Below are 25,257 nucleotides of genomic sequence, written 5' to 3'. Positions count from 1 at the left end.
CGCCGCTCAAGCTGTCAAAGTTGAAATATTGAGATTCAGTGAGAAAACAGGAGAATACATTACTTTATAGTGGGAGGATATGATAGTGGAAAACATTCTTGTTACCGGGTTTGATCCTTTCGGAGGGCAGCGGGTGAATCCGGCTTTGGAAGCCGTCAGGAGGCTACAGGGAATCACGGTGGAAGGCCATCGCGTGGAAACCCGCGAGATCCCGACGGTATTCGATAAATCGATCGAGCGGCTGCTTGCAACTGTGTCGGAAATCAAGCCGAAGCTCGTCATTTGTGTCGGTCAAGCCGGCGGCCGGCCGGATATTACGATTGAACGAATCGCCATTAATATCAACGACGCCAGGATTGCCGACAATGACGGGCAGCAGCCGATCGATACGCCGGTTATTCCCGGGGGACCCGCCGCCTACTGGTCCACGCTCCCGATTAAAGCCATGGTGAAGGAGATGAACGATCGCGGCATTCCGGCTTCCGTATCGCATACGGCCGGCACGTTCGTTTGTAACCATCTGTTTTATGGCTTGATGCATCATCTGGCAACGACGGGCAACGCGGTGGTTCGCGGGGGATTTATTCATATTCCGTTTTTGCCGGAACAAGCCGTGCAGCATAAAGGACAGCCGAGCATGAGTCTGGAGGCTATCGTCAAAGGGCTGGAGGCAGGAATCGGGGCGGCGATCCGCTATCAAGAGGACATCGTCGTTTCGACAGGGCAAATCTGCTAACCGTCTTTAAGTCGCGGGCTTACCAAGACCAAAGGCCAGTTCCAAAACTAACCCTAAGGCCGTTATTGACAGTCCGTCATCCAGCTATACTTGGAATAGCTGATAGACAGACGGAATTTTGTCGATAAGGAGCCTGATCATGGAATGGATTAGTCAAATGTTTGGACAGTACGGTTACTTCGTCTTATTCTTCGGATTATTCGCCGAATCGCTGGCGCTGCCGTTTCCGGGAGAACTGGCTATGGCCATCGCAGGGCATATGGCTTCCTTGGGTACGTTTCAACTGACATCGATTATTCTCGTATCCTATCTCGGGGCCATTACCGGCACTCTTGTCACCTATATGCTGGGCCGACGGCTCGGCACCCCGTTTTTTGAAAAGTACGGCAAGTACTTCTTCCTTAAGCCGGAGCGTCTCCGCCAATTGACGGAATGGTTCGGAAAATACGGCGACAAGCTCATTCTGGTCAGTTATTTCGTCCCCGGTCTGCGGCACTTTACGGGCTACGTTGCCGGGATTCTCAAGGTCCGCTTCGGCACGCTTCTGCTTTACAACGGGATCGGCGGAATTTTGTGGGTGATGACTTATGTGACGGTGGGCCATATTTTCGGAGCGAAAATCGAGCAGCTGCTGCATTTGATTACCCAATACTCCTTCGGTGCGGTCGTCGTTCTTGCTCTGCTTGCGGGGCTAGCGGTGCTGGCGAGGAAGAAAAAAGCGCTGCTGATCCAGTGGCTGCGTGCGAGATATGTAGGGCTGCAGAAACTGTTCGTCCGCTCTGCAAAATAAGGAAAAAAACGGCGGCGTCCGGGGCATTGTATCCCCAGACGCCGCTGCTTGTTTAAACTTTAGTTTTTAGCCGGTTCGGCAGGCTTCTGATCTTTGCCTTCCTTCGCATTTTTGGCATCCTGCTCTTGCTTGGCCTTAATATAAAATTCCTGGCCTTTTTCCTGCATCGTCTTGAGCGCGTCGTCCACCGATTTCTTGCCTTCGATGACGGACTGGACTTCGTTTTGCGCGAGCTCGGTGAACGATTGATGAAATCCCGACGGGATTTTGCTGTAGTTTTTGTAAAGGCTGTTCTCGCTCATTTTCAGCATATAGAACGGCTCCATACTGCGGCCCTCGCGTTCTTTGGCATAAGCCGTTCGGGAAAGCATCGCCCCGTCTTCGGACTTGGTTAGCAGTCTGGCCATTTCATCGCTATTGATATACTTGACGAGCTCCCAAGCCGCTCTCGGATTGGATGAGTTGGCATTGACGGCGAACAGCCCGGAAAGGGAGACGGAGTTCGAAACTTCCGGATTTTTCGGATCGACCGGCACGGTGACGATATCCCAGTTGACAGGCGTTACGTCTTTCAGCGTTTCCTTGGTGCGTTGAAGGCTGCTGATCATATAAGACCCTCCAACCGTCATGGCGAGTCTTCCGTTGGCGAACAAATCTTTCTTCATATGGTCTTCCATCGACATCGGTTTATTCGGATCGAATTTTTCGTCGTTGCCGGCAAACACCGCCCCCGATTTTAAAGCTTCCACTGTCGCTAGAAGTGCCTCTTTCCAGCCATCCGATTGGATCGTGACTGCTCCTTTGTCCGGATCGACGAAGGATAATCCGCTGGTCCCTCCGATACTGTTCATCATTTGAAAAGCAATCTGTTTCTTGTCATCCATAAAAGCATACGATGCGTTCTCCGCAAAGCCATAGATCCGGTTGTCGCCTTGCCCGTCCTTCGGGAACCGCTTGGCGAGGTCCAGCACTTCGTTCCAGGTCATCTTGTTTTTCGGCAACGGGACGCCGTGCTTCTCGAATAAATCCTTATTATAAAATAACGCCTGGCCGTAGAAGGAAGGGGTCAACCCGTATATATTGCCGTTGCCTTTCGCTTTGATCTGCTCCACGACGCTCGGCAAAATATTTTCGATGTCGAACTTGTCCTGACGAATGACGTCGTCGAGCTGGTACAGCTTGCCGTCATTGGCCCACTTCTCGAACATTTCCGGCGATTGGAACATGAGCACGTCCGGCTTCTCTTCTTCGACAAGCTTCTTGAATTCCTCGTCCGGATCCTTGCCGTCGGAGTAGAACCCTTGCATGGAAACGACTTGTACGTCAATATTCGGAAACTTTGCCGAGAACAAGTTGCCGTACTGCTGGAAGAAGTAGCTTTTGTCCCAGTATACGACCTTGATGCTCGCTTTCTCGTCTTTGCCAAGCTCTTTAAGCGTCTTGGACGGTTTGTCTCCACCCCCGGAATTACATCCCGCAATCAGCACGGCTACAGCCAGTCCGGCCGTGAGCCCAATACGACTTCGTTTCATTGCTTTTTCTCCACCTTTTCCGAAAGACAGCCTATTGCCTTGCCGCGCCGTCTTTTCCAATTATTTCTTCATCCCACTCTAATAGACGGATGAAAGAGAGAAAAGAATTCATTTTTTTTCTAAAATTTTCTTTATAATTTCTTTACAATTCGTTCTCGAGGTCAAATTCGATCGGTAGCGCTTGAAGTCCGAAGAAGAAGGTGCTTGGAATCGGAGTAAGGGCGGTGCCTGGCGCCAGACGGATATTGCACAGTCTTCGCATCACAATGTCCAGTGCGATTTGGGCTTCCATGCGGCTAAGCATCGCTCCGAGGCAAAAATGGATGCCGAAGCCGAAAGCAACATGGGGATTAGGCGAACGGTCGATGTCCAACTCGTCGGGACGGTCAAACACTGCCGGATCGCGGTTGGCCGAAGTGAGCCAGAGGACCAGGACATCGTCCTTTTTCAAGTGGCAGCCCTGAAGATCGATATCCTGTTTTGTATACCTCAGGAGCGCTTGAACCGGCGAATAAAACCTCAGCGTTTCTTCGATCATCGTTTTTAAACGTTCGGGGTTTCCGCTAACCGCAGGCTGCAGTTCGCTTCGTTCGGTAAGGAGCCGTACGAAGTTGCCGAACAGGTTCGTTGTCGTCTCGTTCCCGGCAACGAGCAGCAGGATGCAAAACTCCACGATTTGATTAAAGGTCAATGTTTCTCCGTCCACCTCGGCGTGGACGATCTGGGAAATGAGATCTTCTTGCGGATCGCTCCGCCGAAGCTCGATCACCTGCTGGAAATACGCTTCCAGCTCCCGGCGCGCCTGCAACTGTTCGGTATGCAGCCGCTCGAGTGATTCGGGACTGTCGTCCGCCGGCGATTTCACCATCGTATCGGACCAATGCTTGAACAAGGCGCGGTCATTCTGTTCCACGCCGAGCATCTCCGAAATGACGATCACCGGAAGCGGGTTGGCGAAGTCGGCGACAAAATCCATCTCTCCCCGCTGAGCAACCCGGTCGATCAGCTCGTTCGCGATTGAGGCGATTTTCGCTTCGAGCTGCGAGAGAGCCGCCGGAGCGAACGCTTTGCCGGCGATTTTGCGGAGCTTCGTATGCTGTGGCGGATCAAGCTCGAGGATGCTTTCAGGCAAGCTCAACGAATTTTCAAATTTTCCGGGAACAACAGAAGAGAAGCATTCGGGAGCCTTTAAAATTTGCATGATTTCCTGATAGCCGAAGATGTCCCAGCATTGTCTTGCTTCGTCGTAGCGTATCGGAGTCGTTTGTCTTAAACGGTTGAGGGTAGGGAAAGGATTCAGAAAGGATGAGGGCAACTCGTTCTCTGAGAACGGCAGGAATACTTTTTCCAGTTCCAGCGATTCGTTTGTCAAAACTACATCGCTCCTTTTGAGGGATATTTTAAAATTACATCTTAGGTAAATTTATACAAATAACGCGTGTAAGTCAATTTTAGCTGAAAAAACGTTCTCCTGCTTGGCAGCATGCAACATTTGGCAGAGCACAGCGTCAATATCGTTTAGAAGTGCACTCCAAAGGGGGTTATTTCGCTGAAAAGATATTTCCTGATAGGGTCGTCCGCCGTGGCACTTGCCGTCACTCTCTCGATAGCCGGATGCTCAGAAGAAGGCCCCGTCGAGCAGCCATCCGCCATACAAGGAGGTCCGACAACCTCGACGGAAACGCCTTCCACTGCACTGAACGGTCAGGCGTCCTTAGGTGACCAAGCGATGAAGGAAGACGTGCGGATCCGGATGAAGGAAGAGCCTCGGCTGCAAGCTCCCGTCGCGACGAATGTTGCGCCGACGAAGCAGCAGTTTACCCTGGAATTCCGTGAAGCGATGGACCGGACTTCGGTGGAAGCCGCCTTGCGGGATCAAGCCAAACAGTATACGGAGAAGGAAGGAGCCTTCGGGGACGGGATCGTGCCTTCCTTCGATTACCGGTGGGCCAGCGATCGGGAGCTGGATTTGACGGTTGGGGAAATTTCACTGCCTGAACCAACGTTCCATTCTTACCAGCTAAGCGTCTCGGGAGCGAAAACAAAGAGCGGGAGGACGCTTGGCGAAACTCCATCGTTCAAAGGCGTGATAGAGCAGCCGAATCAATTGTGGAAAATGTCCGTAGACGGCAAACGTTCGGAGCCGCTCACTTCGTTCGATCAGCCTTACGGAATCGAAATGCTGGATGATTCGGGCAAGTTTTTGCTGCTCAGCCGTACGACTCATTATTGTCAATGCGACGCTCCCTTTGAAGGCATTTACACCGTGTACGACGTGCAAGAGAAAAAGTTTATCCCGTACCCCAATAAATTGATGACCCGTTATATGGGAAGCGGGGCATTCGTCGCCGACCGCCGGGGCTTCTTTTACGAGCAGCCGGAGCAGGGGACGGAAATTCCGGCGAGCGATACGGCCGCTGCGGTCCGATTGAACGATTACGTGCATGGAGCGGGCTTCAGCCAAGACCGGACCCGGCTGATTATGGCTGTGGGGACAAGAGAGCAGGAGCGGGATCTCGACCTGCTTGTTTTCGATCTGAAGTCCGGTAAGGAACAGCGGCTGTCCAAGGCTTTAGTCGGCAGAGTGCCTTTCAGTCAGACCAGCGATGCGCGGCTTCCGGTTACCTTTACAGACGATGGGGAGCGCGTATACGTCATGATGGATACGGACACCGGCCACGAAAAGCGGTACGTGTACACTTGGAAGACCGGGAAGCTCGAGCCTTTAAAACTGCCGCTGCCCGACAATTCTTGGGGAGGCTTTACCCGGACGACGGACGGAGTGTATCAGTTTTATTACAACGCCGGAATTTATAAAGGTGCCGTCAAAATATCGGAGGATACCCGGGGAGACGGAAAGTGGATTAGCGGAACTCATCTGCTCCTCAGAACCGAAGAGAACCCGGATGCACCCAAGGATTCGGCTTATAATCGAGACATCGTCGTGTTCGACGCGGACAAACGTGCGGAGCGCAAGATTGCCTCGAGCATTTGGAACGGTACTTCGGTGGCAGGAAGCAGTCCTGACGGAAAGTGGATATATCTCATTTCCGGCAAGCATTTAACGAAACCATAAACGATCAAGAGCGCTGAAGCGATGGCACCGTGTTGGGTGCGGCAATCCATCCGGCTTCGGCGCTCTGCATTTCTTCGTCGCCTGTAGACGCGATTCACGAAAAACTCCCATCCAATCTATGAATTGTACAAGCAGAGTCCGACAGGTTTTGATAATCTGGATGTTGTAAGTGTTGTAAAAATAAACCTTTTAGGAGGTGCGACGTATGAAAAAAAGTTGGCGTTTCCGCTTGTCCTTTCTATCGTCCGTAATGCTGCTTGGCTCGGCGTTCCTCTCGGTTCCCGCTTCGTCGAAGGCGGCCTCCGTCACCTGCAGCACGGCTTCGTGCTTAACTGACGCACTGGCCCAGGCGGCGCCGGGAGACGTAATTACTTTAGCGGCGGGCGTGACGTTCAACGGCAAATTCGTAGCGGCGGCCAACGGAACCCCAACCGGCAAGATTACGCTGCAGAGCGCCAGCCCCTCGAACAAAGCCGAGCTGAACGGCGGCGGTACGGGGAGCGGCTATACGCTGCACGTGACAGGCGATCACTGGGTGATCAAGGATCTGAAAATTACGAACGCCAAAAAAGGGATCATGCTTGACCATGCGAATTACACGCTGATTGACGGGGCCGAGGTGTACCAGATTGGGGAAGAGGGCGTTCATTACCGGGACGGCAGCTCCTACAATACGATTCGGAATTCGTATCTTCACGATATCGGCACCGTAAACCCATCGTTCGGAGAAGCGATTTATGTCGGGTCCGACAAAGGAAAGTGGGGCACCTTTAACGCAGCGACCAACCACAACACGATTGCGAACAACACGATAGGACCGAATGTCGCCGCCGAGCATATCGACATTAAGGAGGGCTCTACGGGGACGCTTGTCGAGAACAACTCGTTCGACGGTACCGGCATGAGCGGCGCCAACGCTGCGGACAGCTTCATCGATGTGAAGGGGAACAACGACGTGATCCGGGGCAACATCGGCTACCGCAACGGCAACAGCAAAATCAAGGATGCGTTTCAGGTTCATCAGCGTGCGGCCGGCTGGGGGCAAAACGCCTCTTTCACGAACAATACGGTCTATTTGGACAATACGACCGCTTATGTCGTGAACGCTGCCAGCGGTACGACCGCCAGCGCTTCCGGCAATACACGCTATCCGGCCGGAAACATGTACACCGGCAGCATCACGAGCGGAAAGTAGACGGAACATCCGTCTCCGTCGGGCTTGCCTTAAGCGTCATGCTGTGGCTCGCTGAAGTCAGCCGAAAGCATAAATTATTACTTATAAAAAAACGAAAAGAACCGTCTACGCTTTGTCGTGGACGGTTCTCGTCGAGTAAGTGATCATTATATAAATAGAGATACCCCACCTCCACGTACCCTCTATTACCTCAATATGAGCAATTTCTCAACAACCGTCTTTCCACGCGGACGGTTCTTTTCCGCTTCCTCCTATCCGAACTGCGCCTGATGCAACCGGCTGTACACGCCTCCCGCAGCCACCAGGTCGTCATGGCGCCCCTGCTCGGAAACCCCTTCCTCGGTAACGACGATAATCCGGTCGGCGCTGCGGATCGTGGCGAGCCGGTGGGCAATGACGAGCGTCGTGCGGCCGGCGGACAGCTCGGCGAGCGATTGCTGGATGGCCGCTTCCGTCTCGGTGTCCAGCGCCGAGGTCGCTTCGTCGAGAATAAGGATTGGCGGATTTTTGAGGAACATCCGCGCAATGGCGAGCCGCTGCTTTTGACCGCCGGACAGCTTCACGCCGCGTTCGCCGACGGGTGTCTGCAGGCCGAGTGGCAGCGAGCGGATGAACTCTTCCAGCTTCGCCCGGCGGGCGGCGTCCCAGATTTCCGCGTCCGTCGCGTGCAGCTTGCCGTAAGCGATATTGTCGCGCAGCGTGCCGGAGAACAGAAACACGTCCTGCTGCACGATGCCGATATGCTGCCGGAGTGACGAAAGCTTCATTTTCCGGATGTCCAGGCCGTCGATGGCAATGCTGCCGGACTCGATTTCGTAGAAGCGGGGCAGCAGGCTGCATAGCGTCGTTTTGCCTGCGCCGGATGGTCCGACGAAGGCGACGGTTTCCCCGGCCCGAATCGAGAGATCGATATTTTTCAGCACCTTGGCATGATCCTCGTACCCGAACGTCACCTTCTCGAAATGGATATCTCCGCGCACCCGGTCCACCTTGACGGCATCCGGGGCATCGGCGACGTCCGGCTCCGTATCCATAATTTCGATAAACCGTTTGAATCCGGCCATCCCTTTCGGATAGCTTTCCAGGAACGCGTTGATCTTCTCGATCGGCTTGAAGAAAATATTGATCAGCAGCAAAAAGCCGACGAACTCCCCGTAAGACAGCTCCCCCTGAACGACGAACCACGCGCCGCAGATCAGCACGAACAGCGAAATCAGCCGCATCAGCAGGTACATGCCGGAGGAGCTGACCGCGATGATTTTATAGGAGCGGAGCTTCGCCTCCCGGAAATTGCTGTTGCTCGTCATGAATTTGCCCATCTCGTGCTCCTCGTTCGTGAACGTCTGCACGACGCGGATGCCGGTAACGCTATCCTCCACCTGCGCGTTCACGTCGGCGATGTCCGAGAACATCCGCTTGGCGGCCTTGACCAGCTTCATATTGCAAACGACCACGAGCCAAATGAGTAACGGCACGATCAGGAAGGTGAGGCAGGCCAGCTTCCAGTTGATGAACAGCATCATCGTGAACGCGCCGCAAAGCGTCATGATCGCAATAAACACGTCCTCCGGGCCGTGGTGGGCCATTTCGCCGATTTCGAACAAATCGTTCGTCATGCGCGACATCAGATGGCCCGTTTTGTTGTTGTCGAAGAAGCGGAACGACAGCTTCTGGATATGGCCGAACAGCTGCCGGCGCATGTCGAATTCGATGTTGATGCCGAGCCTGTGGCCCCAATACGTAACGATATACTGCAGCCCCGTGCTGGCAAAATACAGCACAAGGAGGCCGACGCACGCTGCGACGATCAGGCCCCAATCCTTGCCGGGCAGCAGCTTGTCGACGATCAGCTTGACCGCCAGCGGAAAGCAGAGCTCCAGCAGCGCCGCCAGCACGGCGCAGGAGAAGTCGAGCACGAACAGCTTTTTATAAGGTAAATAATAGCTAAAAAAACGGCGGATCATCTCTTCACGCTCCAAAAATAATCTTTCTGTGACTTCGATTAGATTCACGTGACATTATATAGTTGGACCGGTTCTGGCACAAGAGAAAAAACATTATAAACGCTTTCGTCCCCTCCGCTCGAAGGGCCAAATTCCGATTGACACCTTCGAAAGTGCGGTGGTACTATGAAAGTGTCAATTATATAAAACCTTGGTTTATTATACAAAACCAACTGCATTTTGGAGGAAGCATGGACAAGAAATATTGGGTACCTGCCCTCGAAAAATCCAACCTTGTGCTCCAAGCGATCTCGGAGCAGCCCTCCAGCCTGAAATTGATCGATCTGTCGAAGCGGCTCGGGATCAACAAAAGCTCGATGTTTTCCCTGCTGGCCACGATGGAAGCGCTGGACTGGGTCGTACGGGAGGATGACGCGACGTATTCGCTAGGGTCTAAGCTGGGCTACATTGGAAACGCTTTTTTCAAGCAATTCAGCTTGATCGACCGGTTCCGCAAGGAAGCCTCCGTCACCAAGCACGTCATCAAAGAGACGATTCAGCTGGCGAAGCTGGAACGGAACGAGGTGCTTTATTTGGCGAAGGAAGAGATGCCTTCCCCGGTGCGCTTATCGTCGGAGCCCGGGATCAAATATCCTGCTCACGCGACGGCGCTGGGCAAGGCGATGCTGGCCTGGGTCGCCGAGCCTGAGCTCGGAACGCTGTACGCTTCGGAAACGCTTGATCCGTGCTTGACGCCGCACACGCTGCAGAAGCGCTCCGACCTGGTTCGCCAGCTTGAAGAGGTGCGGACGAACGGTTATGCGTTCGACTTGCAGGAAGCGGTCATGGGCTTCTGCTGCGTAGCCGCCCCGGTTCGTTCCGGCGACGGGAAAGTCGTCGCGGCGATCAGCTGCTCCATGTTCCAGCATGAATGGGAGGCGAAGCGCGAGCTGGCCCGCCAGGAAATTTGCGCGCTCGCCGAGAGGCTGTCGCAGTATCAAACCACCACTTAACCGAAGGATGTGAACCTTGTGAGATTGCAAAATAAGGTAACGCTCATTACCGGGTCCGGCTCGGGCATCGGGAAAAGCACGGCGCAGCTGTTCGCCCGCGAAGGCGCGACGGTTATCGTCAACGATTTGGCGGAGGATAAAGGGCAGGAGACGGTAGAGGAAATACGCCAGGCCGGCGGGAACGCGCTGTTCGTGCAAGCCGACGTAACGAATCCCGAGTCCGTTCAAGCGTTGGTAGATACCGTCATCGCCAAGTACGGCCGGATCGACGTGCTGTTCAACAATGCCGGCATCAGCGGCGTGGGGGCGATCCACGAAGTGGAACCTGAGGCGTGGGACCGCGTCATGACGGTCAATATCCGCGGCACGTTCCTGCCGTGCAAGTACGTTCTGCCGCATATGATGCAGCGCAAGGAAGGATCGATCATTAACATGTCCTCCTGCATCGCCGAAATCGGGCTGGCGCGCAGGGCATCGTATTCCGCAACCAAAGGAGCCGTGCTGGCGCTGACCAAATCGATGCAGGTCGATTACGCTCCGTACAACATCCGCGTAAACGCGCTGCTGCCGGGCACGATCCTGACACCGTTTGTGGAAAATTATTTGCGGAACTCTTACGACAATCCAGAGGAAGCTTACGAATCGCTGAAAAAGCGTCAGCTGAGCGGCGACCTGGGACGCCCGGACGATGTGGCGAAAGCGGCGCTGTTCCTCGCTTCGGACGAATCGAAATTCATGATGGGCTCCCCGCTGTATATCGACGGGGGCGTCGTTTTCGGCAAGAACGCGTAACGCATCGTTTAAGACGAGGTCTACAATAAGCCAAGGAGGCATATTCGAATATGAAACTGCTTACTTTTATCGAGGACGGACGGGAACGGCTCGGCGTCAAGACTGACCGCGGTGTCATACATATCGCTAAAGCGCTTGCAGCGGTCCCTGCCGGAAACGCCGACGTGCCGCAGACGGTACATGAAGTCATCGAGGGCGGACCTTTCGCCCTTACGGCGCTGCAAGCTTATGTGGACCAAGCGCTGGCGGCCGGCGGCAGCGAGGCATATGTGCTGGACGAAGCGGGGATCACTTACGGCCCGTGCGTCCCGCATCCGAACAAAATCATCTGCGTCGGGCTGAATTACCGCAAGCATGCGGAAGAGACGAACGCGCCGATTCCGCAGTACCCGATCCTGTTCAATAAATTCAACAATACGCTAACGGGTCACGGACAGGATGTGCCGCTGCCGGTCAGCGTAACGAGCAAGGTGGATTACGAGGCGGAGCTGGTCATCGTGATCGGCAAAAAAGCCAAGTACGTCTCCAAAGAAGCAGCGCTGGATCACGTGTTCGGCTACTGCAACGTGAACGATTTGTCCGCCCGCGACCTGCAGATGCGTACCCAGCAATGGCTGCTCGGCAAGTCGTGCGACGGCTTCAGCCCGCTCGGGCCTTATCTGGTGACGGCCGATGAAGTCGGCGATCCGAACAACCTTGCCATCCGCTGCATCGTGAACGGCGAAGTGCGCCAGAACTCCAACACGTCGGATATGATATTCCGTTGCGACGAAATCGTCAGCTACATTTCGCAGCATATGACGCTGGTACCGGGCGACGTCATTTTGACAGGAACCCCGGAGGGCGTTGTACTCGGATATCCGGAGGAGAAGCAGGTTTACCTGAAAGACGGCGATGTCGTCACGATCGAGATCGAGAAGCTGGGCTCGCTGACGAACCGCCTGGTTAACGAGCAGGCGTAACGGCAGCGGACAAAAGGAGGAACGACGGATGGCAGGACCGATTATTGCAGGCGCGGACGCGCTCGTGATGGACCCGCGCGACCATGTGGCGACGGCGATCAAAGATTTGAAGCAGGGACAGCGGATCACCTTCCGGGTACAGGAGCAAGTTCAGGAAGTAACGCTGCTGGACGACGTTCCGTTCGGACATAAAATTGCGATTCAAGATATCCCGGCCGGGACGGATATCCGCAAGTACGGCGAAGTGATCGGACGGACGACCATCCAGATCCATGCAGGGCACCATGTTCACGTGCATAACGTCGAAGGCATCCGCGGTCGCGGAGATCAGGCGAAAGCGTGAGAAGCGAAGGGAGAATACTCATGAATCACATGATGGGCTATAGAAGACCGAACGGGGACGTGGGCATCCGCAATCATTTGCTGATTATCCCGACCGTCATTTGCGCCAACCAAGTGTGCACCCGGATCAACCAGATGGTTCCGGACACGGTAGCGATTCCCCACCAGCACGGCTGCAGCCAGATCGGCGCGGACAAAGACCGCACCTTCGACGTGCTGGCGGGAACCGGCCGCAATCCGAACGTCGGCGGCGTTATCATCATCAGCCTCGGCTGCGAAGTCGTCGACCCGCATGCGCTGGCCGACGCGATCCGCCCGACGGGCAAGCCGGTCGAAGTGTTCGACATTCAATCGGTCGGCGGTTCGGTGAAGGCGATCCAGCACGGGGTGGAAATCGCCCGGAAAATGCGCGCCCGGCTCGATGAAATGAAGCCCGAGCCGATACCTTTCAGCGAACTGATCATCGGGGTCAAATGCGGCGGCTCGGACGCGACCTCGGGGCTCGCTTCCAATCCGGCGCTCGGCGCGGCAGCCGATTCGCTCATTCAGCAGGGCGGCGGCGTCGTGATCGGGGAAACGACGGAAATTATCGGTGCCGAGCATGTGCTCGCCTCGCGCTGCGCCGCACCGGACATTTCGGAAAAGCTGTACCATATCGTCGACCGCTTCGAGAAGGAAGTCGAGCGGATGGGTGCCGACATGCGCGGGGGGAATCCGAGCCCGGGCAATATTGCCGGGGGACTGACGACGATCGAAGAAAAATCGCTCGGCTGCATCAGCAAATGCGGCACCGCGCCGATCAAAGGCGTTATCGAGTATGCCGAGGACATTCCGAAGCATGGGCTTTATTTCATGGATTCGCCGGGCAACGACATCGAATGCGTTTCCGGGATGGCGGCGGGCGGCGCGCATCTGGTCTGCTTTACGACGGGACGGGGGACGCCTACCGGAGCTGCCGTCATTCCGGTCATCAAAATTACCGGCAACAAACGGATGTTCGAGAGAATGTCGGACAACATGGACGTCGACGTCAGCGATATGCTGGAGGGCACGCTCAGCCTGGAAGCGGCGGGTCAGGTCGTTTGGGAGGAAATTCAAGCGGTTGCGAACGGCAAGCTGACGAAGGCCGAAATTTTGGGTCATACCGAATTCAGCATCAACCGGATCGGACCGAGCTTATAAGCTTGCTATACAACGAAGGAGGCTAGGATTTATGGGAAGATTGGCAGGACGGGTGGCGCTCGTTACAGGGGCCAGCCGGGGCATTGGCGAAGCGATTGCTATTCGTTTGGCAGAGGAAGGCGCGCATGTCGCCATTAACTTTACTTCCGAGCGTTCGCGCCCGCTGGCGGAGAACGTGAAGAAGCAGGCGGAAACGCACGGCGTCAAAGCGATGGTGGTTCAAGCCGACGTAGGCAGCAAGCAGCAGGTGGAAGACATGTTCCGGCAGGTGCAGGAGCAATTGGGCGATGTGGAAATTCTCGTCAACAACGCCGGGATCGCGCCGTTCGAACCGTTCTTGAAATGTACGGAGGAGACGTGGGACCGGACATACAATACAAACGTCAAATCGATCTTCCTTTGCTCACAATTGGCGGCGAAGTCCATGATCGAAAAGCGCTACGGCAAAATCGTCAACGTCTTGTCGACCGCCAGCCTCGTCGTCACGAGCCCGGTCATCCCGCATTACCAATCGTCCAAAGCGGCGGCGAACATGCTGACGAAGGGAATGGCGATCGAGCTTGGCAAATACAACATCAACGTCAATGCGGTCGGCCCGAGCACGGTCGACACCGACATGTGCACCGATTATTTGGCCGACGATGCGATCCGGGCCAAAGAAATCGAAGCGAATCCGATGAAGCGTCTCGGCACCGCCCGCCAGATCGGGGATGCGGTGGTATTCCTGGCATCCGAGGAAGCGATGCAGGTTAATGGCCATCTGCTGATGGTCGACGGTGGTTTGACCGTCAAAGCGGCCCAGCCGGAAGATCATATGGAACATTAATAGCAGCGAGAATCGAGCCCTCCGCAAGCCGGGGGGCTTTTTGGCACACCATACCCTTTAAAAATCCCCATGAGCAGCACAGCTAACGACTCTCCGCATATCCTAATAAATGTTTAAATGTTACACGAAACGACATCAATCGACATTGAATCTAATAATCTCCTAATATTTAACTGAAACTTTCATAATTATTCGGAGCTATAGTAGAGATATCAAGCGGAGGTGATTGGTATGAAAGACATGCAGCTGCTTCATCAGGGGAAAGTTTACAAGGGGCAAGTGTCCTATGAAGGTTCGGATTTAATGGAGGTTTCCTGTACGGAGCCGTCCTCTTTTACGGGCGGGGAATCCGTCATCTGCTTTGATTTTCAGAAGAGAGTGCAAATGCGCGTGCTGCAGGTTTCCAAATCCAAGCTGATTTTAGTGCCGGCCGATTCGGAAATTTTCAATATACAAGCAAGACCGGATGCCGTACTGGACGATATGTACCGCGACGAGAACCTGGCGTTTCCGAGCTTCAAGCTGAATACGTACGGCACGCTGATCGACGATTTCCGTACGATGGCGGTTCGCTTTTGCCGGATTAGCCGTCTCGGGTTCGGCTTTGAGATTAACGATTTCTCCGTCAAAATGAACCATGTCTACGATACGATGATCATGTGCGACGAAGAAACGATTCATCCGAAGGTCGTGGTCCGGTATGCCCATATCCAAGAAAAAACAATTCGCTACGGCGCCGAAATTTACAGCATCTCGGCCAAAGACTTGAACAAGCTCCGCTTCTACATCGTGACGCAGCAGTTTATGGCGAAATAAGCGATCTTCCTAAAAAAACAATCCGGCTGTTCCGCTTAAGAAAAACGGAAGCAGCCGGTTTTTTGTGCGTGATTATTGGTGCAATTCTCTTCCTTGGACCCAGATGCGCTCGAGGTCGAGCTCCGGCGTGACGAGCAGCAGATCCGCCTGCTTACCGGTTTCGATGCTTCCGGTTTCTTCCAGTAGTCCGAGCTGCTTCGCCGGATTCCAGCTGGCCATCCGGCTCGCTTCCTCAACGCTGACTCCGACCGTGTTGACCACAAAGCGGAAGGCGCCCATCATCGTCAGCGTGCTGCCTGCGAGGCTGTCCCCGTCGCGAAGCCTTGCGACGCCGTCCTTCACCACGACAGCGAGCCCGCCGAGTTCAAAATCGCCGTCTCCGAGACCCGCGGCGGACATGGCGTCGGTGATCAGCAGCAGATTGTCGCTGCGCTTCGTTTGGGTCAGCAGCCGGATGCAGGCCGGATGAACGTGATGTCCGTCGGCGATGACTTCCGCGCAGATCTTGTCCTCGGTCAGCACGGCGCCGACGACGCCGGGCTCGCGGTGGTGCAGCCCTTTCATCGCGTTGAACGTATGCACGGCATGGCTCAGCCCATGCTTGACCGCTTCGCCGATCTGCGCATAGGTCGAATCCGTATGGCCGCAGGCGACGACGATGCCTTGTCCGGCGAGGAAGGCAATAACCGGCAAAGCACCTTCGGTTTCCGGTGCCAGCGTAACGAGGCGAATCAAGCCCGGGTACCGGCTGGTCCATTCCTTCACCCATTCGAGCTTCGGCGTGACGATAAAGTTCGGATTTTGCGCGCCGGGCCATTTCGGACTGATGAACGGTCCTTCCAGATGTACGCCGGCCAATTGCGCGTAGGGCATCCCTTTTTCCCGGTACGCCTTGACGCTTTCCAGCACTTGGCCGATCGCTTCGGGAGAGCCGGTTACCGTGGTCGCCAGCATCGTGGTCGTCCCGTGGCTGGAGTGAAAGCGGGTAATATTTTCAAGCGATTCGATCGTTCCGTCCATGAAGTCGCTGCCGTAGCCGCCGTGCACATGCACGTCGATGAAGCCGGGCAGCAGCCAGCTTCCGCGGGCGTCGATTTTCGTGCCGGCCGCTTCGGCCAGCGCTTCGTTCAGCTCGGCCATCGAGCCGAGCGCTTCAATTTTACCGTCCTTGACCGCGGCATACCCGGCGAGGATCACCGTATCCGGTGTGACGACTTTGGCGTTGATGATCAGGGTGTCCCATGCTTCGCGACTCATTTTAGCAAACCTCCTGCTTCGGAATCCAGCAATACGACGACGTGCGGATGCGTCTGCAGCAGCGAGGCCGGGCAATCCGTCGTGATCGGGCCTTGCAGCGCCCGCTGTACGATTTCCGCCTTATCTGCGCCGCGGACGACGAGCAGAATCATTTTCGCTTTCAGAATCGTGCCGACTCCCATCGTCAGGGCGTGTGTCGGCACCTGCTCCGGCTTATCGAAAAACCGCGCGTTCGCCGAGCGGGTCGATTCTTTCAGCTCCACGAGATGCGTGCCGCCCTCGAGTGTAGCGTCCGGCTCGTTGAAGCCGATGTGCCCGTTATGGCCGAGACCGAGCAACTGCAGGTCGATTTGCCCGTACTGCTCCAGCAGGCTGTCGTAGCGGGTGCATTCCGCCTGCAGATCCGACGCGATTCCGCTTGGAATATGGCATTGCTGCGGGGGAATGTCGACGAGACCGAGCAGGTGCTCCTGCATGAACGTATAGTAACTGGCCGGATGCCCCGGCTCGAGACCGACGTATTCGTCAAGATTGAACGCCGTCGCTTTGGCGAAGCTGACCAGCCCTTGCCGATGCGACGCGACAAGCTCGCGGTAAATGCCGATCGGCGTGCTGCCTGTCGCAAGACCGAGCACGGCTCTCGGATTCGTTTGCAGCAGTCCGGTAATGATGCCGGCACCGGCTTTGTTCAATTCTTCTTGTGTGCGGAAAGTTAAAATGTTCATGGCTCATCTCCCTTTTTCTTTGCGGTATTTTTTCACTTCTTGAAACGATTGCTCCAGAAGCGGAACATAATCGTCAAAGTGCAGGCTGAGCAGCGCGGTAAACAAAATGTCCACCACGTGCAGCTGAGCGATCCGCGAAGCCATATCGCCGCGGCGCATTCCTTCCTCCAGCGAGGAGGCGTACAGCCGGATATCCGCAAGCTGCGAAATCCGGTTGGCCCCGAACTTGGTCAGCGAAATCGTCGTGGCTCCCCGCTCCTTGGCACACAGGAGGGCGTCAAGCGTTTCGGGAGTTTCGCCGGAATAGGAGAAAGCGAACGCCACATCGCCTTCGCCGAGGCTCGTTGCCGACGTAATCTGCATGTGGGAATCCGACCAGTGCTGCGCCATTTTGCCGATGCGCACCAGCTTTTGCTGGCAATCGTACGCGACCATCCCCGAGGTCGCCATCCCGTACAGATCGATGCGCCGGGCATCGTGCAGCGCATCTACCGCCCGCTGGACCTCCGTAAGGTCGAGCTGCCGCGTCGTATCCGAGATCGAACGCAGATGGTTCGTTTCGATCGCCTGGGCGATGCTGTGAAGCGTGTTGCCCGCGACAATGTCCTGGTAGGAAGGCTTCGCCGAAACAGGCTGGACGAGCTCGGCGGACAGCTTCATGCGAAAATCCCCGTAGCCCTTAAACAGCAGGCTGCGGCAAAAGCGGGACACCGTCGCAGTGCTCGTTCCCGAACGCCCGGCCAGCTCCGTAATGCTCAAATGAACGGCCTCGTGGGCATGCTCCAAAATAAATTGCGCGAGAATTTGTTCCTTCGGATTCATCTGGTGCTGCTGTTCCCGTAAGGCTTGCAAAATACCGGACATCAGATCACCTGTTTTGCAAAGATTTTGTAAATCATTTTCTTCATACCGCTAAAAATGATGAAAAATATTTTCTTCTTCATCATAGCCAATATTCCTGGTTTTCGCAACTGTTTTCGGCCTAAAGCGGCATGTTTTTGAGACTTTCGAACTCTTGCGGATCGGGGCGCAGGTTTCTAAAATTATGACAATATTCACCCACAGGGGCGGTAAAATAAGGTAAAATAAAGTAATAGCCTCATAGAGCAATCCCTGTGATTTTGTGCAGAAGGAGTGAAGTACAAGTGGATTTGGTCGACCGGGTCGACGTTTCAGGCTTTTATTCTCGCGCAAGCTTCAAAAGAAAAGGAATGCTTTGGATTCTCGCAATCATCGTCTGCCTCAGTCTGCTGCTGCCGCTTCCGGGACGCAGTCAGGCGTACGGCCAGGACGGGTCGAATACGATGTTCGTTTCCATATCATCCTCTTATTCGCATACCGTTGCCGTACGGGAGGACGGAACCGTATGGACATGGGGGGCGAACGATTTCGGACAGCTGGGTTACGATACCGGAGGGGCCGATCAGCCGTATCCGCGGCAGGTTCCGGGAATCGCGAACGCCTCGGCGGCGGCGGCCGGCGGAAACCCGACGGAGGGCGCCAAAAGTGCGTTTACGCTGGTGCTGACAAGGGAAGACGGGGGCAAAAGAGTGAAGGCCTGGGGAAGCAACAACAAGTACCAGCTTGGCGACGGGACGATGAACGGAAGAACCGCTCCCGGCAATGTCATGCTTGGCGCGGGCTATGCGTTTGACGCGGAAGCGGTAGCGGCCGTGGCTGCCGGCTACGATCACGCTGCCCTGCTGTTCGGCGACGGAAAAGTAGCGGCGTGGGGCGACAATACCTACGGGCAATTGGGTAGCGGGGATCAGGAGCCAAGCGGTTTTCCGGTTTTTGTGAAAAATAAGGAGGGCGCAGGGGATCTCACGGAGATCAAAGAGATCGCTTTAGGCGCTTACCATAGCTTGGCCCGGTCGACAGACAAAACCGTGCTGGCCTGGGGCCGCAACAACAAAGGACAGCTCGGCGACAACACGACGACCGACAAGCGCTTGCCGGTGGAGGTCGTCCGGTCGGAAACGTTAGGCGACAAGCTGACGAACGTTTACGGCATTTCGGCGGGGAACGAGCATTCGGTCGCCAAGGGCGACGGGCAGAGCGTCTACGTTTGGGGCAGTAACGAATATGGGCAGCTGGGGCTCGGCCCGACTTTAGGCCATCGAAGCTATGCCAGCCGCATGACGACGGAAAACGGCAATCCGATCGGAGACGCGAGGGGCGCGGCGGCAGGCGGCGATCATACGCTGCTCATTCGCGGGGACGGAGAGATCGCTCCGCGCACGTTGTACGTTACGGGGCTTAACGATTTCGGACAAGCCGGTCGTCCTGACCGCTCTAACGCCGCCTTTCCGATTGCGGTACCTTTGCCGGGGACCGGAGGTTCCGAAACGGGTACAGGGCAAGATTCGGGCTTACACTCCGGAGAGCAAGTCGACGGTATTGTCGGCGGAGCGAAGGCCACCTATATGCTCACAAGCGAAAACAAGCTGTACGGGTTGGGGGATAACCGCCGCGGCCAGCTCGGAACGGGGAAAACGATGGCTCCGGAGTACAGCGCGGCCCCAATCGAAATCGATTTGTCTCCCGTCAAGTCGTTGACCGCAACGAACGGAATTCCCGTTCGAAAAGTAGCGAACCGTGAAGGGGCGGGAGCCTATAGCCTTCGTCTTCCGCGCGATATGAACGCTGTGACCCTCGATATGGTGCTGAGCCATTCCGGGATGAATGTCGAAAAAGTTTCAGCGGGCTCCTCCGGCGCAACCGCGTCTTATAGCGGAAACCGGCTATTGATTGGGCAACTGCCTGTGGGACAAAGCAGGATTACATTCGAGGTGGCCGATTCGGTTACTGGGACCAAGGCTGCTTATGAAATTACGATTGCGAGGCAGCCCGCCGCGGGCGATTCGTTGACGTTGTTGTCCGTTGGAGATGTCGTTTCCTACGCCGGAAAGCAATGGTTGATAATTGATCCTGCGAGCCGGACCATGGTTTTGAAGCCGGGGACGCAGGTTGCCAGCCTATATTGGAATAATGCCTATAAAAGCAATATATTTAACGCCGACAATCCGGCTTATCGCTTCGATCCGGCCGCAGAAGGCTCTGTAGGCAAGTATTTGAACCAGGATTTTTACAACAGCCTGGGCGAAACGAAGCGATGGATCGCCGCTTCGCCGTTCGATATCAAGACCTACGATTTTGTGAAAGATCAACTTGTGGAAAAGGGTTCGTTTACCGTCAACGCGAATGTCAGACTTCTGACCAAAGATCAGTTTGCCAAATTATCAGGACTCATAGATCCTAAGCTGCTTTCCGGTCACTGGCTGATTAATCCGCTGAACGATGCTCAAGCGAACAAAGCGTATCCGCTGATTGTCAACGCCGAGGGCGAGGCGTGGTTCGATAACCGGGATCAGGAGGACAACGGCACGCGTTCGGTGCTGCCGGTGATCGCGCTGAAGGAAGGCGTCGTGCTGACGGGCGGCTCGGGTACGGACGGGCAGCCGTATGAAATCACCTTGAACGAGATGAGCATTTCGTACGCCAACGCCCCCTTGACCTACAAACCGGATACCCGGACGTACTCGCTAAGCGTGCCCGGGAATGTGACTCAGGTGCAGCTCGGCGTTACGCTGTACGATCCGAATGCGACGTTCTATGTCCCGCCCACGGTGACCGGAGTAACCTACGACGTCTACGGGCGGACGATTACGGTATCGGATCTGATCGAGAACCGGACGAGATCGTTTTCCGTTGTCGCGAAAATCGGGAGCGGCTTTACAAGCAGCTTCCAAGTGGAGGTCACCCGGCAATCCGGCCCATCCGGCAATACGGCTCTTCGTTCCATAACCTACAATTCGGCTCCGCTTGTACTGGTTGCGCCCGATAAGTATCTGTTAACCGTAGGTCCCGAGACCGACGCCGTAAGCTTGCAGATCGTTCCGGACGATCCAAAGGCGCAGCTGGGGCTCAAAAATCAGCAAGCCAACGTCGAGTGGAGCGGCGGCATGCTGCATGCCAAATCGCTCATCTTGGGACAAAGGCTTCCGGTCGAGCTGCAAGTGACGGCTGAGAACGGAAATATGGCGTTATACACCATCTTGATCGACCGGGTGAGACCTCCTTTGCCGGTCGTCAGCGATTTGGATTCGGCGACGAAGGCGATCCGCGCTCAAACGGACGTTACCGGAGATGGCAAGTTCGACCGGGACGATGTGCTCTTTATTTTGAAGATGATTCATCCGGTTTACATGAAAGAGCCGGGTTCGTCAAATTCGCTTGCTCCTTAAACTGAAAAGCGGCCGTTTCCCGTGCAAAGACGCACAGGAAACGGCCGTTTTTGTTAATGCCGCGATTATTCCGTAAACAGCTTCCGCAAATTGTCCCCATACGGAGCCCGGACGATGCCTTTTTCCGTAATAATGGCCGTCACGTACTCGTTCGGCGTCACGTCGAACGCCGGGTTGAACACCTTCACGCCCTGCGGCGCGGTGCGCTTGCCGAACCCTTGCGTAATCTCGTCCTCGTGCCGTTCCTCGATCGGAATATCGGCCCCGGTCGGCGTGTTCAAGTCGATCGTCGACATCGGGCACGCGACGTAGAACGGAATGCCGTGGGCCTTGGCCAGCACGGCGACGCTGTAGGTGCCGATCTTGTTGGCGACGTCGCCATTGGCGGCTACGCGGTCGGTACCGACGATGACTGCCTGCACCCAGCCCTTCGCCATAACCGCGCCGGCCATGTTGTCGCAGATCAGCGTCACGTCGACGCCCGCCTGCTGCAGCTCGAACGCCGTCAAGCGCGCTCCCTGCAGCACAGGCCGCGTTTCGTCCGCGAACACCTTAAGCGTGATGCCTTTCTCCAGCGCCAGGTACATCGGCGCCAGTGCCGTCCCGTACCTGGCGGTCGCAAGGCCGCCCGCGTTGCAGTGCGTGAGGACGCCCATGCCGTCCTCGAACAAAGACAGCGCGTGCTCGCCGATCAAGCGGCACGTTTCCTCGTCCTCGGCCTGGATCGCCCGGGCCTCGTCCAGCAGCGCTTGCTGCGCGCTCTCCACCGTCGTTTCCTCCGGTGCCGCTGCGCCGAGCAGCGCCTTGGCCCGTCCTCGCATCCGGTCCAGCGCCCAGAACAAATTCACCGCCGTCGGACGCGACGTCGCGAGGTAATCGCATTGGCGGTTGACTTCCGCCAGCAGCCCATCCCGGCTCCCGGAGAAGCTCCGCACGCCGAGGTAGACCCCGAACGCCGCCGCGATCCCGATGGCCGGCGCGCCGCGGACGGCGAGCTGCTTAATCGCATCCCATACTTGCTCGGAGGTCGTCAGCTCCAAATAGACGATTTCGTCGGGCAGGAGCCGCTGATCGAGCAGATCCAAGCGGTCCTCCAGCGAATTCCAGCGGACCGATTGCAGCCAGTCCGCTTGTTTGGTTTGTTCCGTAGTCAAGGTGTCAGCACTCTCCTTTATCTATTTCACGGCCTTCTCGGCGATGTCAATCATTTCTCCGATGGAAGACGCCTGACGGTTAAATTGAATGAGCGACGTGCCGATGGCGAGCGCCAGCCGCTGGGCCCGCTCTTTGGCCGCTTCGTCCTGAATTTGATTGATGTCGGCCACCTGCGCCAGACCGTGCACGCGGCGCACCATCTTGCTGCCGGTGAAGCCGAACGTGTCCCGCAGCACTTCTCTCATGTACCAGTCCTGGTAGCCCGGCGTTGTGGCGATCCGGTCGGTACCGTGCTGGTCCCATAGCTCCCGGAACTCTCGCTCGAACGTCTCCCACACGTCGCGGATCGTGCCGATCAGGTAGCTGCGGAAATCTTGGCGCGAAGCCTCGTCTTCACCCCAGCCTTCCTGCGCGGCAAAGTTCAGCAGCAGATTGGCGAATACCGCGCCGATATCGAAGCCCATCGGTCCGTAATACGCGAACTCCGGATCGATGACCTTGGTCGAATCCGGCTTGATGAAGATGCTGCCGGTATGCAGATCGCCGTGCAGCAGCGCCTGGGTGTGCGTCAAAAACTTCTCGCGCAGAATCGCCACTTCCAGATGAAGCCCGGTATCCTGCCAGATGGCGGTTACCGCGTCGCGAATGGCAGGCGGAACGTTATTGTTCGGCGAATCCGTATATGGGTCGTCGAAAATCAAATCCTCGGTAATTTTGCACAGCTCCGGGTTGATGAACCGCTTGACCCGTTCTTTTTTCTCCTGCTGGTTCATGCCGAGATCGGACGTGTAAAAAAGAGTACGGGCCAGAAACGTTCCGATGTGACCGGCGAACAGCGGGTATTGGTTACGCTCGATCAAGCCTCTCCGCATGATCGTATGGTCGCTCAAATCCTGCATGACCGTAAGTGCCAAGTCCGGCTCATAAGCGTATACGTGCGGGACAAGGTCAGGGCACAGCGATTCCTGAATCATCAGCGCTTCGCTCTCGATCCGGGCGCGGTCCAAGGTCAGAGGCCACGATTCGCCTACGACTTTGGCATAGGGGAGCGCTTGCTTCAAAATGATGCTTTTCCCGGTAGATGGCTCCGAAATATGGAACACCAGATTCAAGTTGCCGTCCCCGATTTCGCGGCTCGTGAGCTCGGAATCGGGTTGAAACAGGTCGGGCAAATTTCTTGCATAATCGATAGCTTCCGATTCCGTCAGCGGATGATATGCGGACATGGGATGAATTCCTCCTTTTTCCATATGAAAACTGCCATTCTCTCTAGTATAAATGAATTTGGTTTGCGTTGGAATAGAGGAAATGCGTTTTCCTGAACGGTGCTTTGCCCGGTCTTGGTCGTGTCATTTACAAAATGTTCATACCCCGATAATATGCGCTTAACGCTGGAAGATACAATAAAGGTAAATACGCGGAGCTGGAGGTTTTTGATATGGAGAAACTGCTCGGTAGATTGCTGTTTGTCGCGGCGTGCTTTGCCATCCTGTGCGTGCTCGGGTGGACCTCGCCGGAAAATCCGTCCGTAGCCCTGCATGCCAATCCTTTAAAAGCGAGTCACGAGCAGTACCAGCAAATCCCGGCTTCCAATTATTATGTACAGAACGGAAATTGATCGAGCGAACGATTGCATGTGAAAAAGGGGAGGCCTGGGCGCCTTCCCTTTTTGTTTGCCGGAGCAATAGCCCGGGGACTACTCCGTTCTTCTGCGATGCTCCACCAAGTCAATGGCTCCCAGCACGACGTGTGCGAGCCCAAAACCGACGACTGCCGCGGCCGCCATCGGGAATTTGTTTCGCATTGCCGCGCCGGATGCTGCGACAGCCGTACCGAGAACGGTTGGAATCAGACCTTCGCGCATACCTCTTCACTCTCCTCGCAGCGGATTGAATGATGTAGCCTTTTTAGCATCGATTTTTGCGATCGTTTTTATGCTCTTTCGGAATTGCAATGTTTTGGCTGGAAATCTATAATAGCGTAAACGAATGGGCTAAACTACGGAAGGGAGGAGAAGGCAACAGATGATACCGCAAGGACAGGCGGTCGGGTTGAAGGAATGGGCCGTAGCGGTCGAGGCTTTGAAGCAGGGAGAGCAAATCCTCATTATGCGCAAAGGGGGCATCCGCGAGGAAACCCGGGATTTTCAAGTGGAGTCAGAAAGCTTTTATTTGTATCCGACCTATGAACACCAGCGCAAAGAGCTGATCAAGCCGGCGTTCGCGGAGCGGGTGGACGAGCGGGCGCCCGAATGGAGCGGCAAACAAGCGGAAATCGGATGCTACGTCGAGCTTGCCGAGGATATCCTGATCGAAACTGAGGAACAGCTCGCGAAGCTGAAGCCGTTTCACATTTGGACGGACAGGCTGGCCGAAGAAAGGCTGAAGTGGAAGTGGACGAAGCCGCTGCATGTCATGCTGCTGAGGGTGTATGCGCTGGACGAGCCTGTACGAATTCCGGTGCTGGACGAATACAACGGGTGCAAATCGTGGATCGGGCTTCCCGAATCGCTGCATGGGGCACCGCGCCGGCCGGTGCTGACGGACGAAGCTTTTGCGATCGAGGCCAACCGGATTCGGGAGGCGCTTGCACAAAAATAGTTCCGGGAAATCCGCGGACGGGACTTTCTTGATTTTGTATATTGAGATATAATATTATTATTGAGAAT

Annotated in this window: 23 protein-coding genes; 14 read left to right on the top strand and 9 right to left on the bottom strand. The window is 55.6% G+C overall.

Annotated elements, in window-relative coordinates:
- Positions 1-85 precede the first annotated feature (85 nt).
- Both pcp and KQX66_RS32255 read left to right on the top strand, forming a co-directional pair.
- Positions 86-736, top strand: a complete 651-nt coding sequence (gene pcp, locus KQX66_RS32260) for a pyroglutamyl-peptidase I (RefSeq protein WP_216797669.1) — start codon at positions 86-88, stop codon at positions 734-736.
- Positions 737-875: 139 nt separating this feature from the next.
- On the top strand, positions 876-1,526 hold the full coding sequence (locus KQX66_RS32255; protein ID WP_216797668.1) for a DedA family protein: 651 nt from the start codon (positions 876-878) through the stop codon (positions 1,524-1,526).
- 59 nt (positions 1,527-1,585) lie between these two features.
- Here KQX66_RS32255 and KQX66_RS32250 read toward each other — a convergent pair whose 3' ends face one another.
- Together KQX66_RS32250 and KQX66_RS32245 are read right to left on the bottom strand one after the other, a co-directional pair.
- Positions 1,586-3,058 carry an ABC transporter substrate-binding protein gene (locus KQX66_RS32250; protein WP_216797667.1) on the bottom strand — a complete coding sequence of 491 codons (1,473 nt, stop codon included), beginning with the start codon at positions 3,056-3,058 and terminating at the stop codon, positions 1,586-1,588.
- A gap of 142 nt (positions 3,059-3,200) precedes the next feature.
- Positions 3,201-4,430 carry a cytochrome P450 gene (locus KQX66_RS32245; protein WP_216797666.1) on the bottom strand — a complete coding sequence of 410 codons (1,230 nt, stop codon included), beginning with the start codon at positions 4,428-4,430 and terminating at the stop codon, positions 3,201-3,203.
- Between the two features lie 210 nt (positions 4,431-4,640).
- Between KQX66_RS32245 and KQX66_RS32240 the strand changes: the two genes are divergently transcribed.
- Together KQX66_RS32240 and KQX66_RS32235 are read left to right on the top strand one after the other, a co-directional pair.
- A complete protein-coding gene (locus KQX66_RS32240) occupies positions 4,641-6,134 on the top strand; it encodes a hypothetical protein (RefSeq protein WP_216797665.1) in 1,494 nt (497 codons plus the stop codon).
- 205 nt (positions 6,135-6,339) lie between these two features.
- Positions 6,340-7,329, top strand: a complete 990-nt coding sequence (locus KQX66_RS32235) for a right-handed parallel beta-helix repeat-containing protein (protein ID WP_216797664.1) — start codon at positions 6,340-6,342, stop codon at positions 7,327-7,329.
- 251 nt (positions 7,330-7,580) lie between these two features.
- Here the strand turns inward: KQX66_RS32235 and KQX66_RS32230 are convergent, their stop codons facing one another.
- Entirely contained in the window at positions 7,581-9,293 is a 1,713-nt protein-coding gene (locus KQX66_RS32230; protein ID WP_216797663.1) for an ABC transporter ATP-binding protein, read from the bottom strand.
- Positions 9,294-9,523: 230 nt separating this feature from the next.
- Here KQX66_RS32230 and KQX66_RS32225 point away from each other — a divergent pair, with 230 nt between their 5' ends.
- The 7 genes from KQX66_RS32225 (at position 9,524) to KQX66_RS32195 (ending at position 15,205) form a co-directional block, all read left to right on the top strand.
- Positions 9,524-10,285 (top strand): IclR family transcriptional regulator, encoded by a 762-nt coding sequence (locus KQX66_RS32225; protein WP_216797662.1) that lies wholly within the window; start codon positions 9,524-9,526, stop codon positions 10,283-10,285.
- Between the two features lie 18 nt (positions 10,286-10,303).
- Complete coding sequence (locus KQX66_RS32220; RefSeq protein ID WP_216797661.1) at positions 10,304-11,077, top strand: SDR family NAD(P)-dependent oxidoreductase; 774 nt, start codon at positions 10,304-10,306, stop codon at positions 11,075-11,077.
- Between the two features lie 50 nt (positions 11,078-11,127).
- Positions 11,128-12,039, top strand: a complete 912-nt coding sequence (locus tag KQX66_RS32215; protein ID WP_216797660.1) for a fumarylacetoacetate hydrolase family protein — start codon at positions 11,128-11,130, stop codon at positions 12,037-12,039.
- Positions 12,040-12,067: 28 nt separating this feature from the next.
- A complete protein-coding gene (locus KQX66_RS32210; RefSeq protein WP_216797659.1) occupies positions 12,068-12,382 on the top strand; it encodes a UxaA family hydrolase in 315 nt (104 codons plus the stop codon).
- A 20-nt stretch (positions 12,383-12,402) separates the two neighbouring features.
- Complete coding sequence (locus KQX66_RS32205; RefSeq protein ID WP_216797658.1) at positions 12,403-13,563, top strand: UxaA family hydrolase; 1,161 nt, start codon at positions 12,403-12,405, stop codon at positions 13,561-13,563.
- Positions 13,564-13,594: 31 nt separating this feature from the next.
- Positions 13,595-14,389 (top strand): SDR family NAD(P)-dependent oxidoreductase, encoded by a 795-nt coding sequence (locus KQX66_RS32200; protein ID WP_216797657.1) that lies wholly within the window; start codon positions 13,595-13,597, stop codon positions 14,387-14,389.
- Between the two features lie 231 nt (positions 14,390-14,620).
- On the top strand, positions 14,621-15,205 hold the full coding sequence (locus tag KQX66_RS32195; RefSeq protein ID WP_216797656.1) for a hypothetical protein: 585 nt from the start codon (positions 14,621-14,623) through the stop codon (positions 15,203-15,205).
- A 72-nt stretch (positions 15,206-15,277) separates the two neighbouring features.
- On the opposite strand, the gene nagA is transcribed toward KQX66_RS32195, so the two are convergent.
- From nagA to KQX66_RS32180, 3 genes are read right to left on the bottom strand one after another with little or no spacing between them, the layout of a single operon-like run.
- On the bottom strand, positions 15,278-16,462 hold the full coding sequence (nagA, locus tag KQX66_RS32190) for an N-acetylglucosamine-6-phosphate deacetylase (protein ID WP_216797655.1): 1,185 nt from the start codon (positions 16,460-16,462) through the stop codon (positions 15,278-15,280).
- The gene (gene nagB, locus KQX66_RS32185) at positions 16,459-17,187 is read right to left on the bottom strand and encodes a glucosamine-6-phosphate deaminase (RefSeq protein ID WP_216797654.1); all 729 of its coding nucleotides are present in this window, start codon (positions 17,185-17,187) and stop codon (positions 16,459-16,461) included. The genes nagA and nagB overlap by 4 nt, the downstream gene beginning before the upstream one ends.
- Before the next feature lie 3 nt (positions 17,188-17,190).
- Positions 17,191-18,051 carry a MurR/RpiR family transcriptional regulator gene (locus KQX66_RS32180; RefSeq protein WP_010492196.1) on the bottom strand — a complete coding sequence of 287 codons (861 nt, stop codon included), beginning with the start codon at positions 18,049-18,051 and terminating at the stop codon, positions 17,191-17,193.
- A gap of 281 nt (positions 18,052-18,332) precedes the next feature.
- Here KQX66_RS32180 and KQX66_RS32175 point away from each other — a divergent pair, with 281 nt between their 5' ends.
- Complete coding sequence (locus KQX66_RS32175) at positions 18,333-21,434, top strand: RCC1 domain-containing protein (RefSeq protein ID WP_216797653.1); 3,102 nt, start codon at positions 18,333-18,335, stop codon at positions 21,432-21,434.
- Positions 21,435-21,499: 65 nt separating this feature from the next.
- Here KQX66_RS32175 and mtnA read toward each other — a convergent pair whose 3' ends face one another.
- Positions 21,500-22,588, bottom strand: coding sequence for an S-methyl-5-thioribose-1-phosphate isomerase (gene mtnA / locus KQX66_RS32170; protein WP_216797652.1), 1,089 nt, complete (start codon positions 22,586-22,588; stop codon positions 21,500-21,502).
- A gap of 21 nt (positions 22,589-22,609) precedes the next feature.
- On the bottom strand, positions 22,610-23,815 hold the full coding sequence (gene mtnK / locus KQX66_RS32165) for an S-methyl-5-thioribose kinase (protein WP_216797651.1): 1,206 nt from the start codon (positions 23,813-23,815) through the stop codon (positions 22,610-22,612).
- Between the two features lie 212 nt (positions 23,816-24,027).
- Here mtnK and KQX66_RS32160 point away from each other — a divergent pair, with 212 nt between their 5' ends.
- Positions 24,028-24,207 (top strand): hypothetical protein, encoded by a 180-nt coding sequence (locus tag KQX66_RS32160; protein WP_216797650.1) that lies wholly within the window; start codon positions 24,028-24,030, stop codon positions 24,205-24,207.
- A 78-nt stretch (positions 24,208-24,285) separates the two neighbouring features.
- On the opposite strand, the gene KQX66_RS32155 is transcribed toward KQX66_RS32160, so the two are convergent.
- The gene (locus KQX66_RS32155) at positions 24,286-24,453 is read right to left on the bottom strand and encodes an asparagine synthase (protein ID WP_216797649.1); all 168 of its coding nucleotides are present in this window, start codon (positions 24,451-24,453) and stop codon (positions 24,286-24,288) included.
- Between the two features lie 160 nt (positions 24,454-24,613).
- On the opposite strand from KQX66_RS32155, the gene KQX66_RS32150 reads away from it, so the two are divergent.
- Entirely contained in the window at positions 24,614-25,189 is a 576-nt protein-coding gene (locus KQX66_RS32150) for a DUF1802 family protein (protein ID WP_216797648.1), read from the top strand.
- Positions 25,190-25,257: the final 68 nt, after the last annotated feature.

The sequence above is a fragment of the Paenibacillus oleatilyticus genome (genome assembly GCF_018998565.1).
GTDB classification, from domain to species: Bacteria; Bacillota; Bacilli; order Paenibacillales; family NBRC-103111; genus Paenibacillus_G; species Paenibacillus_G oleatilyticus.
This window is presented reverse-complemented; position numbering and strand designations above follow the sequence as displayed.

Coding starts and splice junctions, on each gene's coding strand:
- KQX66_RS32250 (WP_216797667.1), bottom strand. CDS start 3,058: ATGAAACGAAGTCGTATTGGGCTCACGGCCGGACTGGCTGTAGCCGTG.
- KQX66_RS32215 (WP_216797660.1), top strand. CDS start 11,128: ATGAAACTGCTTACTTTTATCGAGGACGGACGGGAACGGCTCGGCGTC.
- KQX66_RS32225 (WP_216797662.1), top strand. CDS start 9,524: ATGGACAAGAAATATTGGGTACCTGCCCTCGAAAAATCCAACCTTGTG.
- nagA (WP_216797655.1), bottom strand. CDS start 16,462: ATGAGTCGCGAAGCATGGGACACCCTGATCATCAACGCCAAAGTCGTC.
- KQX66_RS32255 (WP_216797668.1), top strand. CDS start 876: ATGGAATGGATTAGTCAAATGTTTGGACAGTACGGTTACTTCGTCTTA.
- KQX66_RS32180 (WP_010492196.1), bottom strand. CDS start 18,051: ATGTCCGGTATTTTGCAAGCCTTACGGGAACAGCAGCACCAGATGAAT.
- KQX66_RS32150 (WP_216797648.1), top strand. CDS start 24,614: ATGATACCGCAAGGACAGGCGGTCGGGTTGAAGGAATGGGCCGTAGCG.
- nagB (WP_216797654.1), bottom strand. CDS start 17,187: ATGAACATTTTAACTTTCCGCACACAAGAAGAATTGAACAAAGCCGGT.
- KQX66_RS32210 (WP_216797659.1), top strand. CDS start 12,068: ATGGCAGGACCGATTATTGCAGGCGCGGACGCGCTCGTGATGGACCCG.
- KQX66_RS32230 (WP_216797663.1), bottom strand. CDS start 9,293: ATGATCCGCCGTTTTTTTAGCTATTATTTACCTTATAAAAAGCTGTTC.
- KQX66_RS32195 (WP_216797656.1), top strand. CDS start 14,621: ATGAAAGACATGCAGCTGCTTCATCAGGGGAAAGTTTACAAGGGGCAA.
- KQX66_RS32160 (WP_216797650.1), top strand. CDS start 24,028: ATGGAGAAACTGCTCGGTAGATTGCTGTTTGTCGCGGCGTGCTTTGCC.
- KQX66_RS32205 (WP_216797658.1), top strand. CDS start 12,403: ATGAATCACATGATGGGCTATAGAAGACCGAACGGGGACGTGGGCATC.
- KQX66_RS32155 (WP_216797649.1), bottom strand. CDS start 24,453: ATGCGCGAAGGTCTGATTCCAACCGTTCTCGGTACGGCTGTCGCAGCA.
- KQX66_RS32235 (WP_216797664.1), top strand. CDS start 6,340: ATGAAAAAAAGTTGGCGTTTCCGCTTGTCCTTTCTATCGTCCGTAATG.
- KQX66_RS32200 (WP_216797657.1), top strand. CDS start 13,595: ATGGGAAGATTGGCAGGACGGGTGGCGCTCGTTACAGGGGCCAGCCGG.
- mtnK (WP_216797651.1), bottom strand. CDS start 23,815: ATGTCCGCATATCATCCGCTGACGGAATCGGAAGCTATCGATTATGCA.